General features: G+C 55.9%; 15 protein-coding genes. 13 read left to right on the top strand and 2 right to left on the bottom strand.

Going from position 1 to position 16278, the window contains the following annotated elements:
- The 9 genes from hpnK to gatB form a co-directional block, all read left to right on the top strand.
- A partial coding sequence (gene hpnK / locus HF921_RS02375) for a hopanoid biosynthesis-associated protein HpnK (protein WP_215893235.1) occupies positions 1 to 806 on the top strand: 806 nt, incomplete at its 5' end.
- The gene (locus HF921_RS02370; RefSeq protein WP_215893234.1) at positions 787 to 3489 is read left to right on the top strand and encodes an MMPL family transporter; all 2703 of its coding nucleotides are present in this window, start codon (positions 787 to 789) and stop codon (positions 3487 to 3489) included. The genes hpnK and HF921_RS02370, both read left to right, overlap by 20 nt.
- Position 3490: 1 nt before the next feature.
- Positions 3491 to 4513: an HpnL family protein gene (locus HF921_RS02365; RefSeq protein WP_226824880.1), complete on the top strand. Its 1023-nt coding sequence runs from the start codon at positions 3491 to 3493 to the stop codon at positions 4511 to 4513.
- 133 nt (positions 4514 to 4646) lie between these two features.
- Positions 4647 to 5768: an adenosyl-hopene transferase HpnH gene (gene hpnH, locus HF921_RS02360; protein ID WP_319025468.1), complete on the top strand. Its 1122-nt coding sequence runs from the start codon at positions 4647 to 4649 to the stop codon at positions 5766 to 5768.
- A gap of 47 nt (positions 5769 to 5815) precedes the next feature.
- Positions 5816 to 6484 (top strand): HpnM family protein, encoded by a 669-nt coding sequence (locus HF921_RS02355; RefSeq protein WP_215849938.1) that lies wholly within the window; start codon positions 5816 to 5818, stop codon positions 6482 to 6484.
- Positions 6481 to 7287: an MlaA family lipoprotein gene (locus HF921_RS02350; RefSeq protein WP_215849939.1), complete on the top strand. Its 807-nt coding sequence runs from the start codon at positions 6481 to 6483 to the stop codon at positions 7285 to 7287. The genes HF921_RS02355 and HF921_RS02350 overlap by 4 nt, the downstream gene beginning before the upstream one ends.
- A 2-nt stretch (positions 7288 to 7289) precedes the next feature.
- Complete coding sequence (gatC, locus tag HF921_RS02345) at positions 7290 to 7577, top strand: Asp-tRNA(Asn)/Glu-tRNA(Gln) amidotransferase subunit GatC (RefSeq protein WP_215849940.1); 288 nt, start codon at positions 7290 to 7292, stop codon at positions 7575 to 7577.
- A gap of 9 nt (positions 7578 to 7586) precedes the next feature.
- Positions 7587 to 9059 carry an Asp-tRNA(Asn)/Glu-tRNA(Gln) amidotransferase subunit GatA gene (gatA, locus tag HF921_RS02340; protein ID WP_215892459.1) on the top strand — a complete coding sequence of 491 codons (1473 nt, stop codon included), beginning with the start codon at positions 7587 to 7589 and terminating at the stop codon, positions 9057 to 9059.
- A 2-nt stretch (positions 9060 to 9061) separates the two neighbouring features.
- Positions 9062 to 10492, top strand: coding sequence for an Asp-tRNA(Asn)/Glu-tRNA(Gln) amidotransferase subunit GatB (gene gatB, locus HF921_RS02335; protein ID WP_215892458.1), 1431 nt, complete (start codon positions 9062 to 9064; stop codon positions 10490 to 10492).
- Positions 10493 to 10572: 80 nt separating this feature from the next.
- On the opposite strand, the gene HF921_RS02330 is transcribed toward gatB, so the two are convergent.
- Positions 10573 to 11124, bottom strand: a complete 552-nt coding sequence (locus tag HF921_RS02330) for an SCP2 sterol-binding domain-containing protein (RefSeq protein WP_215892457.1) — start codon at positions 11122 to 11124, stop codon at positions 10573 to 10575.
- Between the two features lie 731 nt (positions 11125 to 11855).
- Complete coding sequence (locus HF921_RS02325) at positions 11856 to 12368, bottom strand: HugZ family pyridoxamine 5'-phosphate oxidase (protein WP_215892456.1); 513 nt, start codon at positions 12366 to 12368, stop codon at positions 11856 to 11858.
- 427 nt (positions 12369 to 12795) lie between these two features.
- Between HF921_RS02325 and HF921_RS02320 the strand changes: the two genes are divergently transcribed.
- The 4 genes from HF921_RS02320 to HF921_RS02305 all read left to right on the top strand — a co-directional run bounded on the left by HF921_RS02320 (position 12796) and on the right by HF921_RS02305 (position 16238).
- Complete coding sequence (locus HF921_RS02320) at positions 12796 to 13029, top strand: hypothetical protein (RefSeq protein WP_215893233.1); 234 nt, start codon at positions 12796 to 12798, stop codon at positions 13027 to 13029.
- Positions 13030 to 13424: 395 nt separating this feature from the next.
- On the top strand, positions 13425 to 14846 hold the full coding sequence (locus HF921_RS02315; RefSeq protein ID WP_064219875.1) for a form I ribulose bisphosphate carboxylase large subunit: 1422 nt from the start codon (positions 13425 to 13427) through the stop codon (positions 14844 to 14846).
- A gap of 78 nt (positions 14847 to 14924) precedes the next feature.
- A complete protein-coding gene (locus tag HF921_RS02310; protein WP_064219874.1) occupies positions 14925 to 15281 on the top strand; it encodes a ribulose bisphosphate carboxylase small subunit in 357 nt (118 codons plus the stop codon).
- Positions 15282 to 15434: 153 nt separating this feature from the next.
- Positions 15435 to 16238: a CbbQ/NirQ/NorQ/GpvN family protein gene (locus HF921_RS02305; protein ID WP_064219873.1), complete on the top strand. Its 804-nt coding sequence runs from the start codon at positions 15435 to 15437 to the stop codon at positions 16236 to 16238.
- Positions 16239 to 16278: the final 40 nt, after the last annotated feature.

Below are 16278 nucleotides of genomic sequence, written 5' to 3'. Positions count from 1 at the left end.
AGGCGGTGGAGTCAGCGCATCGTGATGGTGTGCTGACTACCGCCAGTCTCATGGTGGCTGCGCCAGCGGCTGAGGATGCCGTCGTCCGTGCCAGAGCACTGCCACGCCTGGGCGTAGGCCTGCATCTCACTCTGGTTGATGGCGCACCCTTGCTACCTGCGGAGCAAGTGCCCGATCTGGTGGATGGGCAGGGACGCTTTGCGGCTGATCTCTGGCGGCGCGGGGTGCGTTATTTTTTTCTGCCCAGGGTGAGAAAACAACTGGCAGCCGAGATTCGCGCCCAATTTGTGGCTTTTGCGGCCACTGGTTTGGCACTGGATCATGCCAACGCCCACAAGCATCTGCATTTGCATCCCACGGTACTGACGCTGATGCTGGATGTTGGGGCGGAGTTTGGCTTGCGGGCGGTGCGCTTGCCGTGGGAGCCTCTGCAGGCAGCGCGCTGCGGCGGTGCAAGGGGTTTAGCACCGGCACTATGGTCTTTTTTTCTACGCCCCTGGTTGGCGCGGATGCGCCGCCAACTGAACCGTCGTCAGATTATGCACAATGACCTGCTCTACGGTCTGGATGCCACGGGTCATATGAATGAAGCGCGCCTGCTCCAGATGCTCCACTGCCTGCCTGTGGAGGGGATTACCGAAATCTATTTCCATCCGGCAACCCTACAGACCGCTGCGCTGCATGCCCTGATGCCGAAGTATGAGCCGCACGCCGAGTGGGCGGCATTAATGAGTCCTCGGGTAAAAGATTATTTACGCGATCAAGACATCGCGAAGGGTACTTTTGGTGATTTTGCCGTCCGTTGATCGTTTTCTGCAGCGCGCCGGGGCGCGCATTTCCCGGAGCTTGGTGGCTTTGGTCGACCTTGCGGTGCGGCGCGCTGTCTGGATGCTGGTGACCATTGCCCTGGCTACCTTGCTCGCCTTGCTTTATGCGGTGGGCCATTTTTCCGTCGATACCGATACCAGCCATGCCTTGTCTCGCGACCTGCCCTTTCAGAAGCGGGAAATCGCTTATCAGAAGGCTTTTCCGCAGGATAAGAATACTATTGTGGTCGTCTTGCAGGGCGATAACCGGAATCGCACGGATGCGGCAGTTGATCGTCTGAGCACCTGGCTGCGTGCCCGGCCACAGTCTTTCCATGATGTGTATGTGCCCGGTGGCGGATCTTTTTTTCAGCGTAACGGCCTCCTGTATCTCTCCCCCCAAAAACTACAGGATTTTGCCAACCGCATTACCGATGCTCAGCCCCTCATTGCCAGGCTCTCTGCCGATCCCAGCCTGAATGGCCTCAGTGGCCTGTTAAGCATGGCGATCGGTCAACGCTTGACGAATGGCGTGCATCTGCCTGGATTAACGGGCATTTTTTCCGCTATGGATCAAGCGCTCACGGCGCAGATGCAGGGTAAGCCTTATGAGGTTCCGTGGAATGAACTCATGGGGGGCGATCTGGCCCAAATGGGGCCGGCGCAACGTTTCATCGTTATTCAGCCCGCCCTGAATTACCAGTCTCTGGAACCCGCCGCCGCAGCTATACGTACTTTGCGTACTGGCCTCAGCGCACTCAATTTGAATGCCGCGCATGGGGTGAATGTTGGGGTGACCGGTGGCGCTGTACTGGATGCGGAACAACTGAAAACGGTAAGTCAGGGTGCGGCTGTTTCCATGGCACTGACGCTTAGTCTTGAAATTATTTTGCTGATTATTGCATTGCGCTCATTACGTCTGGTTTCCGGGGTGTTGATCGGACTAATCGCGGGCATGATTTTAACCACCGCCTGGGCGCTATTTTTTATTGGTCCCTTCAATCTTATCTCCGTAGCCTTTGCCATTCTTTTCATCGGGCTGGGCGTTGATTTTGGCATTCAGTTCTGTCTGCGCTACCGGGAAGAAGTTTTTAACGGTGCGCCCCACCAGCAGGCCATGCAGAGGGTGACGCATGGTTTGGGCGGTGCCTTAAGTCTCGCTGCTGTTTCGGCTGCCTTCAGTTTTTATGCATTTGTACCTACCAGCTATGCGGGCATCGTTGATCTTGGCCTGATTTCCGGCACCAGTATGCTTATCGCCCTCTTCATGACACTCACCTTCCTGCCCGCTTTTTTGACCCTTTGGCCTATGGTGAGCACCAGTACAAAAGCGACGTACTATCCACACATGCGTCATATTCCTACTTTGGTGCGTCACCCCATCCACCGTTATGCCTACTATATACTGGGCGCGGTGACCCTGCTGACGCTGGCATCGGTGCCGCTGGCATTGCGCACGTCCTTTGATTTTAATCCGCTGCATATGATCGACAGCCATGCCGAGGGGGTACGCGTTTTTGAGAAACTACTCGCTGATCCACAGACGGCCCCGTATCGCATGGACGTACTCACACCTAATATTGCCGCGGCCCAGGCCCTTGCCACGCGTGCAGAACAACTGCCCACGGTGGCTCAGGCCCTGACGGTCTCCAGCTATATCCCGAAACATCAAGCGGAGAAGTTGGCCATTGTGCAGAATCTGCAGATTCTGGTGCCCCCCTTTTCGCTGTTGATGCCCAGCAGTTTGCAGCCGCCGACATCGGATACCAGCACAAATCTTGCGGATCTGGTAACAAAGTTGAGGGATCTCGCGCAAAAAGAGGGTGAGAGCACAGCAGATGGGCGGGGAGCCGCGACGCTGGCTGGTCATCTGGAGCAATTTTTAGCGAAGGACGGCGCTGACCGTAAGGCGATCGAAGATCTGCAAACGCGGGTGATGGGGACTTTACCCGGTGAGTTGAAACGACTCGGTATGGCCTTGTCGGCAGCCCCAGTGACCTTGCAGACTTTGCCGAAGTCCCTGCGGGACCGCTATGTGGCAGCCTCGGGTCAGGCGCGGGTGGAGATTGTCCCTAAAGCCAACCTCAGTAAGAATCGGGAGATGGCAATTTTTGTGCAGAGCGTACTGAAGGTGGAGCCGAACGCCGTGGGGACACCGGTGATGCTGGTTCAGGGTGGGGAGGCGGTGCTCGGGGCTTTTCAGGAGGCCACCTTTATTGCGCTGATAAGCATCAGCTTACTGCTCCTCCTGGCGTTGCGCAGTTACCGGGATGTTCTTCTGATCATGATTCCGCTGCTGCTGGCGGCATTGTTTACCGTGGCGGCCATGCGTTTGTTTGGCTTGAGTTTCAACCTGGGCAATATTATCGTTCTACCGCTGCTCATCGGTCTCGGCGTGGCCTTTGCCATTTACATTGTGGTGCGCTGGCGCAACGGGGTGGATGTGGCGCATTTGCTCGGCACATCTACCCCCATGGCGGTCTTTTTTAGTGGGCTCACGACCCTCAGTGCCTTTGGTAGTATGGCGGTTTCCCGTGATCCCGGTATGGCCAGCCTGGGTGAAGCGCTGAGTCTCGCGCTGGCCATTGTGTTGCTGTGTATTCTGATTGTACTTCCGGCTCTGCTGCTGCTCTTCACCCAGTCACCCCGCGAAGAGGGTATCGCACAGGATGAAGGCAGCTGATTTGTTGAAACGGAAAGGCAACCTCCTGTTTCTGGCGGCTGGTCTGCTCGGTCTGAGCTTATCTGTCTTCCTGATCGTGCAGGCCGGTATTTCCGGCATTGTAAAGCTGTTGGTGGTAGCCGGCTGGGGCTTGCTGTGGCTTCTCCCCTTTCACCTGCTGCCGCAATCTCTGGATGTGCTGAGCTGGAGGTGGCTGCTGCGCGGTGAAGCGCGCGCCCACTATTGGTTTTTACTATGGGTCGCGTTGGTCCGCGAGGCGGTCAACGGTCTCTTGCCGGTGGCGCGGGTGGGCGGTGATTTGCTCGGTGTACGCCTCTTGACTCGCCATGGCGTACCCGGCTATATCGCCGGGGCGAGCGTTATGGTCGAAGTCACTTTGACCTTGTTGAGCCAGTTTGCTTTCACGCTTGCGGGGCTCATGGTGCTCAGTTACGAGGTGAGTGATCACCATCTGCAACTGGATGTGGTGTTTCTTTTGGCGTCGGTATTGCCGCTGCTGGTGGTTTTTATCTGGATGCAGCGGCACTGGGGTTTATTCACTATTTTACAGATGCTGATGAAAAAACTCCTGGGCGGCAAGGACCTGCTTGCGCTCATGGGCGATCCGCAATGTCTGGATACCGAAATTCGCAGACTCTACGCCCGCCGCTGGGGTCTGCTTCCGGTCAATTTCTGGCAACTGGCGAGTCTATTGGCAGGCACCGCGGAGGTCTGGTTTACCTTCTGGCTGCTTGGGCATCCTATTCCCTTCTGGGCGGCGCTGCTCATGGAAAGCCTGGGGCAGGCCCTGCGCAGCATGGCCTTTCTGGTGCCTGGGGGGCTGGGGGTACAGGAGGGTGGCTTTATCCTTTTCGGCAGCGCTATCGGTGTAGGTCCCGATCTGGCGTTGGCCTTTTCGCTGGCGCGGCGTTTCCGTGAAATCGTGCTAGGCATTCCGGTACTTTTGTCTTGGCAAGTATTAGAGGGCCATCATATACATCTTCAGTGGCGGCAGAGACCCGGCAATGAGGAGAGCGTTTCATGATCGCCATGTCTTTGGCTATGGGCCCCGACACGCATATTCATTACTAAACGCTTGTGACCTTGTCCCACATACGCTTTGGTATGTTATACTAGCCACAGACTGTTGTTCATTACTTACATGCTGCGTTGCAGCGATGCGGGGGTATTTTATCATGGGCGTTCCTTTAATTCAGAGCTATCGGGTAGGCCGCTACATCCTTGCGCAGAAATTGCGGGGGCGTAAGCGCTATCCATTAGTGCTGATGCTGGAACCATTATTCCGCTGCAATCTTGCCTGCGCGGGGTGCGGAAAAATTGATTATCCCGATGAAACCCTCGACCGACGCCTTTCTGTAGATGAGTGTATTGGCGCCGCCGAAGAATGCGGCGCGCCGATTGTTTCCATCGCCGGCGGCGAGCCGCTTATTCACAAGGATATGCCCGCCGTCGTGGCTGGCCTCGTCAAGCGTAAGCGCTTTGTTTATCTTTGTACTAACGCGTTACTCCTCAAGAAACGTATGGACGATTATCAGCCGTCCCCATACCTGACCTTCTCTGTGCACCTGGATGGCAACGAGCATCGTCATGACGAATCCGTGTGTCAGCCCGGCACCTATCAGCGTGCGGCAGAGGCGATCCGCGAAGCCGTGGCGAAGGGCTTCCGGGTCACGGTCAACTGCACTCTCTTCCAGGGCGAAGGCGCCGAAGAAGTAGCAAGCTTCCTGGATGATTGCAAGGCCTTGGATGTCGAGGGTGTGACCATCTCGCCGGGGTTCAATTACGAGCGGGCACCGCAGCAGGAGGTATTTATCCAGCGGCGTGCCTCGCGCCAGCTTTTTCGCGATATTTTCCGGATTGGTAAGGAGCGCAAGGCAAAGTGGAGGTTTAATCAATCGAGCCTGTTCTTAGATTTTCTGGCAGGTAATCAGAATTATCAGTGCACCCCCTGGGGCAACCCCACCCGCAACATTTTTGGTTGGCAGAAGCCATGTTATCTGCTGGTCAGTGAGGGTTATGCGCAAAGCTTCAACGAGTTGATGGAGACAACGCCGTGGGATAAATATGGCGTGGGCGTGAATGGGAAATGTGATCAATGTCAGGTGCACTCTGGTTTTGAGCCGACGGCCGTCAATGATACCTTCATCCATCCGCTGCGGGCCTTGAAAGTAGCGCTGCTCGGTCCACGTACGGAGGGGCCGATGGCGCCGGATATGCCGGTGTCGCCGCCCCCTCAGGGTCCCAGTCACCCAGTCTTTCCGTTGCGCGTCGAACGTTGAGATTCATTCCGAGCCCACATGAAATTCGGGATAAATCCGGAGGAGCTATGCTGAAAAAGTCGGCAATAATGTTATTGGTCTGTGCGATAATGGGCACCACCCCGGTGCTCTCCGCAGCGGGGGTGACCGCGTCAGCGGCATCCATGCCTGCAACGCCGGCGGATAAGGCGATCCTTGCGAATACGCCGGAAGCAACCATCAATGCATTGGATGCTGCCCTCATCAAATCCATGCAGGGTGGTAGCCGGCTGGGTTACCGTGGTCGTTATCGTATTGTCGCCCCAGTGGTACAGGCTGCTTTTGATTATCCGCGAATCGCTAGCCTGACGCTGGGCGCCTATTGGAATAAGCTCAGTCCGGAACAGCAGAAAGAGTTTGTCGGGGTGCTTGCCGATTACACCGCAGCCACTTATGCAGCACGGTTCAACAGTTTTAATGGGGAGCATTTTGCTATTGTGAGCAGTGAAACCTTGCAGTCCGGTACAGAAGGGATATTCAGTACCTTTACACAGCGCAATGGTAAGGCGCATCGCTTTGATTATATTCTGCAGAAGCAGGGGGGTCAGTGGCGCATCGTTAATGTTTTCGCCGACGGGGTTAGCGATCTTGCCCTGAAGCGGGCGGAATATACCGAAACCGTGCAGAAAAAGGGTTTTGCCGCACTGGTCGCGCATCTGAAAGCACAAATTGCCGGGTACGCCAAAGGATCCCAATGATGCGATCAGGTGCGTATTTATCAGGAGTGATACTGTCCCTTGGTATATTGACCTTGTCTGGCTGTGCCACGGCAAATGGGCCTCAGGGCGCTGTGAAATCTCCCGCGGACCCGCTGGCGGCCATCAACAGGCCGATGTTTCATCTGAATATGGGTCTTTATGATTATGTGCTGGAGCCGGTAGCCACTGGATATAAGGCAGTGACCCCGGATTTCGTCCGCGAGGGGGTCAGTAATGTATTCGCCAATGTGGATATGCCCTATATTTTTATCAACGATTTCCTGCAGGGGCGTGGTCAGCAGGGAATGGAAGATCTGAGCCGATTCCTCGTCAATTCGGTGTTTGGCCTGGGTGGACTCTTCAACGTGGCGAGCAAGTTGGATTTGCCCAGGCATGACAATAGCTTGGGAGTCACGCTGGGCGTTTGGGGAGTGCCGCAAGGACCTTATCTGGTGCTGCCATTTTACGGACCCAGCTCGCTACGCAGTTTGCCCGGCCTAGCGATGACGATTTTTGTCGGACCGGCGTATTACCTGACCAGTGCTCCGGCTCAGTACGCCCTGACTGGTATGGGAATTATCAATACGGGCTATATCGATGAACCTAAAATTCGCATGGTCCAGGATGCCGTTAATCCCTATGTGTTTATGCGTAATGCCTGGGAACAGCATGAGCAGTATCTGATTTCCGGTGGCACCGTCAGTAAAAATCAGTTGCTGGAGGGTCTGCAACTGCCGCCACCGGCGGCCAGTACACCAGATCAAGTCACCCAGAGTCACGAGAGTAAAAAAGGAAATCCATAATCATGGCCTTCGATCAGGATACCGTGCGGCGCACGGCACATCTGGCCCGCATTGCGCTGCCGCAGACAGAAATACCCGCAGTGGCGGAGCAGTTAGAGCGTATCATGGGGCTGGTGGAAGAACTGCGTGCGATTGACACGATGGGTGTCCTGACCATGGCCCATCCCCTGGATCTGGATCAGCCCTTGCGTCCGGACACGGTTGGCAATCATGATCAGCGCGAGCTGCTTATGGCCAGTGCTCCGGCGGCTGAACACGGGCTTTTTCTCGTCCCCAAAGTTATCGAGTAGGAGCTACACTTGGAACTCCACGAATTCTCCCTGCGGGAACTCCGCCGGGGCCTGCAGGAGCGGGACTTTTCTTCCGTAGAATTGACCACGACGCTGCTGAAGCGGATCTCCGCCCTCAATCCGGCACTGAATGCTTTCGTCACGGTTACCGAGAGCAAGGCCCTCGCCGCCGCCGCGGCGGCGGATGCGCGGCGTGCGGCTGGTGAGGATGGTCCCTTACTCGGCATTCCCATGGCCCATAAGGACATCTTCTGCACTGCGGGGGTGCGCACCACGTGTGCTTCAAAAATGCTGGAACATTTTGTCGCACCCTACAACGCCACCGTGGTCGAGCGGCTGGCGGCAGAGGGTATGGTCACGCTGGGTAAGCTGAATATGGATGAATTCGCCATGGGTTCTTCCAACGAGACCAGTTATTTCGGTCCGGTGCGCAATCCCTGGCATACCGATATGGTGCCCGGTGGCTCTTCCGGGGGCTCTGCCGCTGCGGTGGCGGCGGGTCTGGTCCCCGTGGCGACGGGTACGGATACCGGGGGTTCTATCCGCCAGCCAGCCGCCCTTTGTGGCATCACGGGTATCAAGCCGACGTATGGCCGGGTCTCCCGTTACGGCATGATCGCCTTTGCCTCCAGTCTGGATCAGGGGGGTCCCATGGCACGTAACGCCGAGGATTGTGCGCTGATGCTGAACGTGATGGCCGCGCATGACCCGCGCGATTCAACCAGTCACCCGGCCGCCGCCAGCGATTTTTTACGCGGCCTGGATCGTCCCTTGCAGGGTTTGCGGGTGGGGGTTCCGGAGGAGTTTTTCGGCGCCGGCCTCGACCCCGAGGTGGCGGCCGCCGTGCAGACGGGTATTGCGGAACTCGTCCGGCAGGGCGCCACGGTGCAGTCCATTCGCTTGCCGAACAATCCCCATGCGGTGAGCACGTACTATGTTCTGGCGCCGGCGGAGGCCTCCAGCAACCTGGCCCGTTTTGACGGTGTGCGCTACACCCACCGGGCGGCGAACCCTGCCGATTTGACCGATTTGTATCAGCAGAGCCGGTATGAGGGCTTTGGTGCGGAGGTGCGGCGACGGATTTTGGTGGGCACCTACGTGCTCTCTGCGGGTTACTATGATGCCTATTATCGCAAGGCCCAGCAGGTGCGCAGTCTGATTCGCGAGGATTTCCGGCGGGCTTTTGCGGAAGTGGACGTGATCGTCGGGCCGACCACCCCGACCCCGGCCTTTCCGCTGGGGGCCAAAAATGCGGATCCGGTAGCCATGTATCTGGCGGATATTTATACCATCGCGGTGAATCTGGCGGGCATTCCTGCACTCAGCCTTCCCTGTGGCTTCACTGCGGCCGGGTTGCCCATCGGCATGCAGTTGATGGGAGACTACTTCGCCGACGATCTATTGCTCAATGTGGCCCATCGCTATCAGCAGGAAACCCAATGGCATCGTGCGCGTCCGTCCTTGCAGGCGGGGGGGGCTTGAGTATGGACTGGGAAGTTGTCATCGGCCTGGAAGTCCATGCCCAGCTCAATACCGCCACCAAAATATTCTGCGGCTGTCCGACCGCTTTCGGGGCGGAGCCTAACAGTCATACCTGCCCGGTCTGCCTGGCTATGCCCGGTGCTCTGCCGGCCCTCAATGCGGCGGCAGTGGATAAGGCTATCGCCTTAGGGCTGGCGATTGGCGCTGAACTGAATCGCCACAGTGTTTTTGCCCGCAAGAACTACTTTTACCCCGATCTGCCCAAGGGCTATCAGATCAGCCAATACGAACTGCCCGTCGTCGGCAAGGGGACGCTGACGGTGCAACTGGCTGACGGTGTGGAAAAGGTAGTGGGTGTAACCCGTGCACACCTTGAAGAAGATGCCGGTAAATCACTGCACGAGGCCTTTATCGGTCAGTCTGGCATCGACCTGAATCGCGCGGGTACGCCGCTGTTGGAAATCGTGTCGGAGCCGGATATGCGGTCGCCGGCTGAGGCGGTGGCGTATCTCAAGAAACTGCATGCCCTGGTGCGTTATCTGGATATTTGTGATGGTAACATGCAGGAAGGCTCCTTCCGTTGTGACGCCAACGTCTCCCTGCGGCGGCCGGGCGCGGCATACGGGACCCGGGCAGAGATCAAGAATCTCAACTCTTTCCGTTTTCTGGAAAAGGCGATTGAATACGAGATCATTCGCCAGCGCGATATTCTGGAGAGCGGTGGTCAGATTGTGCAGGAAACACGTCTCTATGATGCCAATCGCGACGAAACCCGTTCCATGCGCAGCAAGGAGGAAGCCAACGACTACCGCTACTTTCCTGACCCCGACCTGCTGCCATTGGTGCTGGACGAGTCGCGTATTGAGCGGATACGAGACATCCTTCCGGAGTTGCCCGATGCCAAGCGTACCCGCTTTATGAGCCAGTACGCCCTGACGGTCTATGACGCGGGAGTGCTCACCGCAGGCCGTTTCTTGGCGGATTACTACGAGCAGGTGGCCGCCGGTGTGGATGGTAAGCTGGCGGCGAACTGGGTCATGGGCGATCTGCTCGGCGCCCTCAACAAGGCGGGCATCGAGATTGAGGACTGCCCGGTCTCTGCAGAAAAATTGCGTCTGCTGGTTCAGCGTATTGCGGATCAGACGATCTCCGGCAAGATCGCCAAAGAAATCTTCGAAGAGATTTTTTATCGCGGGGGCGAGGTGGACGCCATCATTGATGGTCGGGGTCTGCGGCAGATCACCGATGTGGCGGCTATTGCCGCAATGGTGGATGCCATTGTCACGGCCAATCCGCAACAGGTGGCCGATTTCCGCGCCGGAAAGGACAAACTGCTCGGCTTCTTCGTGGGGCAGGTGATGAAGGCCAGTCAGGGGAAAGCCAATCCTGATCAGGTAAACGCCATTTTGCTGGAGCGTTTGCAGAAGAGTTAGCAGGCGGGGAGCCTGGCCCAGGCAAAAGGGGCACTTCCAGTGGTTCCGGGGTGCCCTTTTGTTGTTGCGGAGACGACCGATCAGGAGGCTGGAACTGTTGCAGGCACGTCCTTGATGAGTTTCAGGAAAGCAGCGAATGGACCCATGTTTTCCATGGCTTCCATTTTCGGACCCTTGAACTTCAAGTCACCCCACATCATGGCCATCATGGGCGAGCCCATGTGGTGCCAGTTATGGGTGGTAGCCCACATCTTGTAGTCGTAATTGTAGTTAAGTTTGGTGACTTTGATGGGGCCGCCGTAGATGCACTCGGCTTTGCCTCCCTTCAGCGCGATTTCGAGCTGTACAGGCGGAGTGGTCTTCATGTCGGAGTCGGAGAGTTCCATCACTTTGTAGCCTTTGCCACCATTGTTTTTGGCCCAGGAATTGGCCAGTTTTTGGGTCAATGTCGAGTTATTGTTCCAGGCGGTGCAGAGATTTTGCGCCCAGGCGGAGGACATGAAATCCGGAGCAGCGGCGGGAGACTGGGCGGTGCTGGTTGCCGCCGCAGTCGGGGCGTCCGCCGCCGCCGCCATCGTCGACCCCGCCAAAGCAAGCCCCAAGATGGCAGCCATTGTCATTTTTTTGAACATCGACCTTTCCTCCATATCGCTATCGCCGCGCTCCAGATGAGCGTAGGGCCAGTATAGCCTCTGGAGGTTGTTGCCAGCACCAAGGTATTTTTAATTGCTCGATAAATAAGAAGAAAATCATTATATAAGATTTTAGTGGAGAGTGGTGTCGCGTCCATTCCCATCGGGTAGCACTTTCGTTAAACTAGCGGACCACGGAGGTGTGGCAGAGCGGTTGATTGCACCGGTCTTGTCCCCAAATCGAGCCCCTGCCCGGAAACAGGCGGGGTGGCAGGAATCAAATTCGGCGAATCCCCTGGTTTATCCGAGGTAACGCCGAGCCAAGCCGGAAAGGTTCCGGAAGGTGTAGAGATCAGACGGTTCCCACCTACAGCCTCACGGCCAGGGTGAAGGCATGATCCAGACTCCAAAAGGGTCCTCGTGGCCCTGTGGCGAAAGCCATAGCGGGTAAGGAAAACCGGCAGGGGTTAACGCCCCTCGTGAGTTCGAATCTCACCGCCTCCGCCACACAAAAGAAGTAAGTTAATGATATTTAAGTGATTTATTTTTATATGGCAGGCAACGTCTGCCCTATCGTCTGCCCCGCTGATTTTGTGATGTACTGAAAGCTGGATGGGCATCCTCTGCCCTGTGGTAGCACCTAGCCCTAGTTCTTTGTGTTTGCGGGTTGGGTCTAGACGCTATTCAGTCTCGTGGATTTTGCGACGTATGGTTTGGGGGTAAGCGCATTTTCAGCTCCCGACAGTCTTTTGGATATCGTCTGGACCAATCGGAGCGATAGCGTCACCCTTTAAGGTATAGGCCTTCCCGAATCCGGCGATATAACGACCGGATATCGGCCGGAGGCAAAATGCATGAAAATCCGGTAACTCAAATAATACTTCCATGATACCGCCAAACTTGATCATAAACTGCTCGTACAACAAATGGTAATTTTCGGACCCTCTGGAGATTTCATGGACATCACACGTATAGCTCACGCGCCTTCTGCCCAACACCTGAGGGGCACTCTGTTCATCCTCAATGATCATTATCCCCGTGGATTTTTTGGCAGCGAGGTGAGCGGTATGCGGAGAAAGCATGCTCACCACAGTATAAAACTGATGACTTGTTGTTTCGTAAATAAAGGGTGCCATGGATACTTCCGGGACGCCTGCTGAATTTAGCGTTGCCAGGGTCATGGTCTGCGTATTGACTATCAGATTGCTTATTTCTACGGCAACGGCCTCTGTTCTTTCCATCATAGTCTCACCTCATTCAACGGATTTTCGGTTAAGCGCCAGTACTGCTGTCCATCACGTCCCCAAAGATCATCGCATGATTATCCTTTATGGATATACACCCTGCCATAACCCACACACAGGACCTTCCCACCCAGCTGAAATGGATCACCATCAGTAGAATCATTCTGCTGTTATGGGGGTATCTTTCGAATGGTTCACTCTTGGGCATCAATGGAAATTTTCATTATTATTTACAAATACTTATTATCGTCGCCAGAAACCGACAAGGTAATTACCCGCTGGTTCAGCCTACCCCCGATTCCATGTCTGGGAAAGACGACAGATGCGTGTGGATAGAAGCGTGCAACAGTCTGTTTTAGTTGGATGGCATGATCCATGCTATAGCTCTGCCGCAATACGGCCATTTCTATTTATCGAGGAGAACATCATGAAACACATTTCTGCTATTGTTGCTGCTATTGTCGTGAGCTCTTTTTCACTGTCTGCTTTCGCTGTCACCGATGCCCCGGTTAAACATGCTGTTACCAAGCATGCCGTAGCCAAGCATGCCGTAGCCAAGCATGCCGTAGCCAAGCATGCCCCGGTGAAGCATGTGGTGGCCAAGAAGAAGTTCATGAAGCACAGCATGGTCAAGAAGGCCCCAGAGAAAAAGGCCAAGTAAGTAGCACGGTTGCTGTAACCCAAACCCCGCCAAGAATATCTTGGCGGGGTTTTTATTGGCCCACTCCCGTTCCCCATTGCATTCTTTATTGATGGCGAGAATGACCACGGCGGCAATGCCCCACTTTTGATGGAGCGGCTGCCCACCTCATAGCCTTCGGCGTGTCTTCCAGGGAAATTTTGGCCGAGGCGGCGGTTGCCTTGGCGGTGCGCAATTGGGCCACACGCTCCTTTTGATCGTCATCAGACGGTTATGTCATCAGTTAAGCCTTATAAAAAAAATAATTAATGCTGATTAGTATTTATGGTTTTTCCGCACTATAGTCCGTCAATCGCTGCAGACGCAGCGATTGACGCCGGTGCCTCCGGCGTCGGGCAACTGCATGGAGGTGGCATATGGCCGTCAAGACCTATAACGCGGGTGTGAAGGATTACCGGAACACCTATTGGGAACCGGATTATAGCGTCAAGGATACGGATATCCTTGCCGTATTCAAGATTACTCCCCAGGCGGGCGTGGATCGTGAGGAAGCCGCTGCTGCGGTTGCCGCCGAATCCTCCACCGGCACCTGGACCACGGTGTGGACCGATCTCCTCACCGATCTCGATTACTACAAGGGCCGTGCGTATAAGATCGAAGACGTTCCTGGCGATGATACCTGCTTTTATGCGTTCATCGCCTACCCCATCGATCTGTTCGAAGAAGGTTCCGTGGTTAACGTCTTCACCTCGTTGGTCGGTAATGTGTTTGGCTTCAAGGCTGTCCGTGCCCTGCGTCTGGAAGATGTGCGTTTCCCAATCGCGTACGTCAAGACCTGCGGTGGCCCCCCCCACGGCATCCAGGTCGAGCGCGACATCATGAACAAGTATGGTCGTCCGCTGCTGGGCTGCACCATCAAACCCAAGCTGGGGTTGTCGGCCAAAAATTATGGCCGCGCCTGCTATGAGGGTTTGCGTGGTGGTCTGGATTTCACCAAGGACGACGAAAACGTCAACAGCCAGCCCTTCATGCGCTGGAAGCAGCGTTTCGACTTCGTCATGGAAGCGATCGAGAAGGCAGAGCGGGAGACTGGTGAGCGCAAGGGACACTACCTGAACGTCACCGCGCCAACCCCGGAAGAGATGTACAAGCGCGCGGAATACGCCAAGGAAATCGGCGCGCCCATCATCATGCATGACTACATCACCGGCGGTTTCTGTGCCAACACAGGTCTGGCCAACTGGTGTCGCGATAACGGTTTGCTCCTGCACATCCACCGCGCCATGCACGCTGTGCTCGACCGTAACCCGCACCACGGCATTCATTTCCGCGTGCTGACCAAGATTCTCCGTCTATCCGGCGGCGATCATCTGCACTCCGGTACGGTGGTAGGTAAGCTCGAAGGCGACCGCGAGGCGACCTTGGGCTGGATCGACATTATGCGTGATAAGTTCATTAAGGAAGACCGCAACCGCGGTATCTTCTTTGATCAGGACTGGGGTTCCATGCCGGGCGTGATGCCGGTCGCTTCCGGTGGTATCCATGTTTGGCACATGCCGGCGCTGGTCACCATCTTTGGTGACGACTCGGTGTTACAGTTCGGCGGCGGCACCCTGGGCCACCCCTGGGGCAATGCCGCTGGCGCCGCTGCCAACCGTGTTGCGCTGGAAGCCTGTGTGGAGGCTCGCAATCGCGGTGTGCCCATCGAGAAAGAAGGCAAGGCCGTCCTCACTGACGCTGCCAAGCATTCTCCCGAACTCAAGGTGGCCATGGAAACGTGGAAAGAGATCAAGTTCGAGTTCGATACCGTCGACAAGTTGGACGTCGCCCACAAGTAAGCACGTTTATCGTGTACCCCGGCGCGGATACTTTGTTTCGCGCTCCGGTGGGCACGTCTTGATGCCTAGGAGCTTTTTATGAGTGAAGTGCAGGATTACAAATCCCGTCTCTCCGACCCGGCGAGCCGGAAGTTCGAAACCTTGTCTTATTTGCCCGCTTTAACTCCGGCGCAGATTCGTAACCAGGTCGAGTATATCGTATCCAGGGGCTGGAACCCGGCTATTGAGCACACCGAGCCGGAGAATGCCTTTGATCACTACTGGTATATGTGGAAGCTGCCCATGTTCGGTGAAACCGACGTGGATCACATCTTGAAAGAGGCGGAGGCCTGTCACAAGGCCAATCCCCATAACCACGTCCGTCTGGTCGGTTATGACAACTTCAAGCAATCCCAGGGCGCCGCCCTGGTGATTTATCGGGGTAAGACCGTATAAGTAAGCAGTCCCGTGCCGTATCTGTAAGGGCTTCGTGCCAAGCAGATACGGCGCTTGTCGAGAGTATTCCGTAGCCTGTCTTCGCGCTTGTTGTGAATATTCTCGTCAAGTGCCGTGTTTCCCTGTCCGATATTGTCCGAGGAGAATCATCTCATGCGCGATCAACTGGCCGAATACCATATTAAAGAAGCACCCTACTACCGGGCTACCGGTGATGAAATAGAGCTGTATGAAGCCGCTTACGGCGTTCGCATGCCAATGATGCTCAAGGGCCCGACGGGTTGCGGCAAGACCCGTTTCGTGGAATACATGGCCTATAAGCTGGGTAAGCCGTTGATCACCGTGGCGTGTAATGAAGATATGACGGCCTCCGATCTGGTCGGACGTTTCCTGCTCGATCCGCAAGGCACCCGCTGGCAGGATGGTCCGTTGACCATGGCGGCGCGTTTGGGCGCCATCTGCTATCTGGACGAAGTCGTGGAGGCTCGTCAGGATACCACCGTGGTCATTCATCCGCTGACCGATAACCGCCGGATTTTGCCGCTGGAAAAGAAGGGGGAGTTGGTCCATGCACACCCCGATTTTCAGTTGGTGATCTCTTACAATCCGGGCTATCAGAGCCTCATGAAGGATCTGAAACAGTCGACTAAGCAGCGTTTTGGTGCTCTGGATTTTAATTACCCAGAGCATGAGGTTGAGACGGAAATTGTTTCCCATGAGACGGGTGTCGGCAAGGACGTCGCCGGTAAGCTGGTGTCCATCGCCGAACGCGCCCGCAACCTGAAGGGCCATGGTCTTGATGAGGGTATCTCCACCCGTATGCTGGTCTACGCTGGTTCGCTGATCAGCAAGGGCGTCGAAGCAAAAGCCGCTTGCCGGGTGACGCTGGTGCGTCCGATTACCGATGACCCGGATATGCGCGATGCCCTGGATGCGGCGGTGACCACTTACTTCTGATGAGTTCTCACGTTCGCCTTGCAGTAAACAGGGTCGCAAC

Origin of the sequence: Acidithiobacillus ferriphilus (assembly GCF_018854775.1) — a bacterium.
GTDB lineage: Bacteria > Pseudomonadota > Gammaproteobacteria > Acidithiobacillales > Acidithiobacillaceae > Acidithiobacillus > Acidithiobacillus ferriphilus.
This window is presented reverse-complemented; position numbering and strand designations above follow the sequence as displayed.

Excerpts from the sequence above, each read along its gene's own strand:
- HF921_RS02330 (WP_215892457.1), bottom strand. The coding sequence starts at position 11,124 with ATGTTCAAAAAAATGACAATGGCTGCCATCTTGGGGCTTGCTTTGGCG.
- HF921_RS02315 (WP_064219875.1), top strand. The coding sequence starts at position 13,425 with ATGGCCGTCAAGACCTATAACGCGGGTGTGAAGGATTACCGGAACACC.
- HF921_RS02325 (WP_215892456.1), bottom strand. The coding sequence starts at position 12,368 with ATGATGGAAAGAACAGAGGCCGTTGCCGTAGAAATAAGCAATCTGATA.
- HF921_RS02350 (WP_215849939.1), top strand. The coding sequence starts at position 6,481 with ATGATGCGATCAGGTGCGTATTTATCAGGAGTGATACTGTCCCTTGGT.
- gatC (WP_215849940.1), top strand. The coding sequence starts at position 7,290 with ATGGCCTTCGATCAGGATACCGTGCGGCGCACGGCACATCTGGCCCGC.
- gatB (WP_215892458.1), top strand. The coding sequence starts at position 9,062 with ATGGACTGGGAAGTTGTCATCGGCCTGGAAGTCCATGCCCAGCTCAAT.
- HF921_RS02320 (WP_215893233.1), top strand. The coding sequence starts at position 12,796 with ATGAAACACATTTCTGCTATTGTTGCTGCTATTGTCGTGAGCTCTTTT.
- HF921_RS02305 (WP_064219873.1), top strand. The coding sequence starts at position 15,435 with ATGCGCGATCAACTGGCCGAATACCATATTAAAGAAGCACCCTACTAC.
- HF921_RS02355 (WP_215849938.1), top strand. The coding sequence starts at position 5,816 with ATGCTGAAAAAGTCGGCAATAATGTTATTGGTCTGTGCGATAATGGGC.
- HF921_RS02310 (WP_064219874.1), top strand. The coding sequence starts at position 14,925 with ATGAGTGAAGTGCAGGATTACAAATCCCGTCTCTCCGACCCGGCGAGC.
- hpnH (WP_319025468.1), top strand. The coding sequence starts at position 4,647 with ATGCGGGGGTATTTTATCATGGGCGTTCCTTTAATTCAGAGCTATCGG.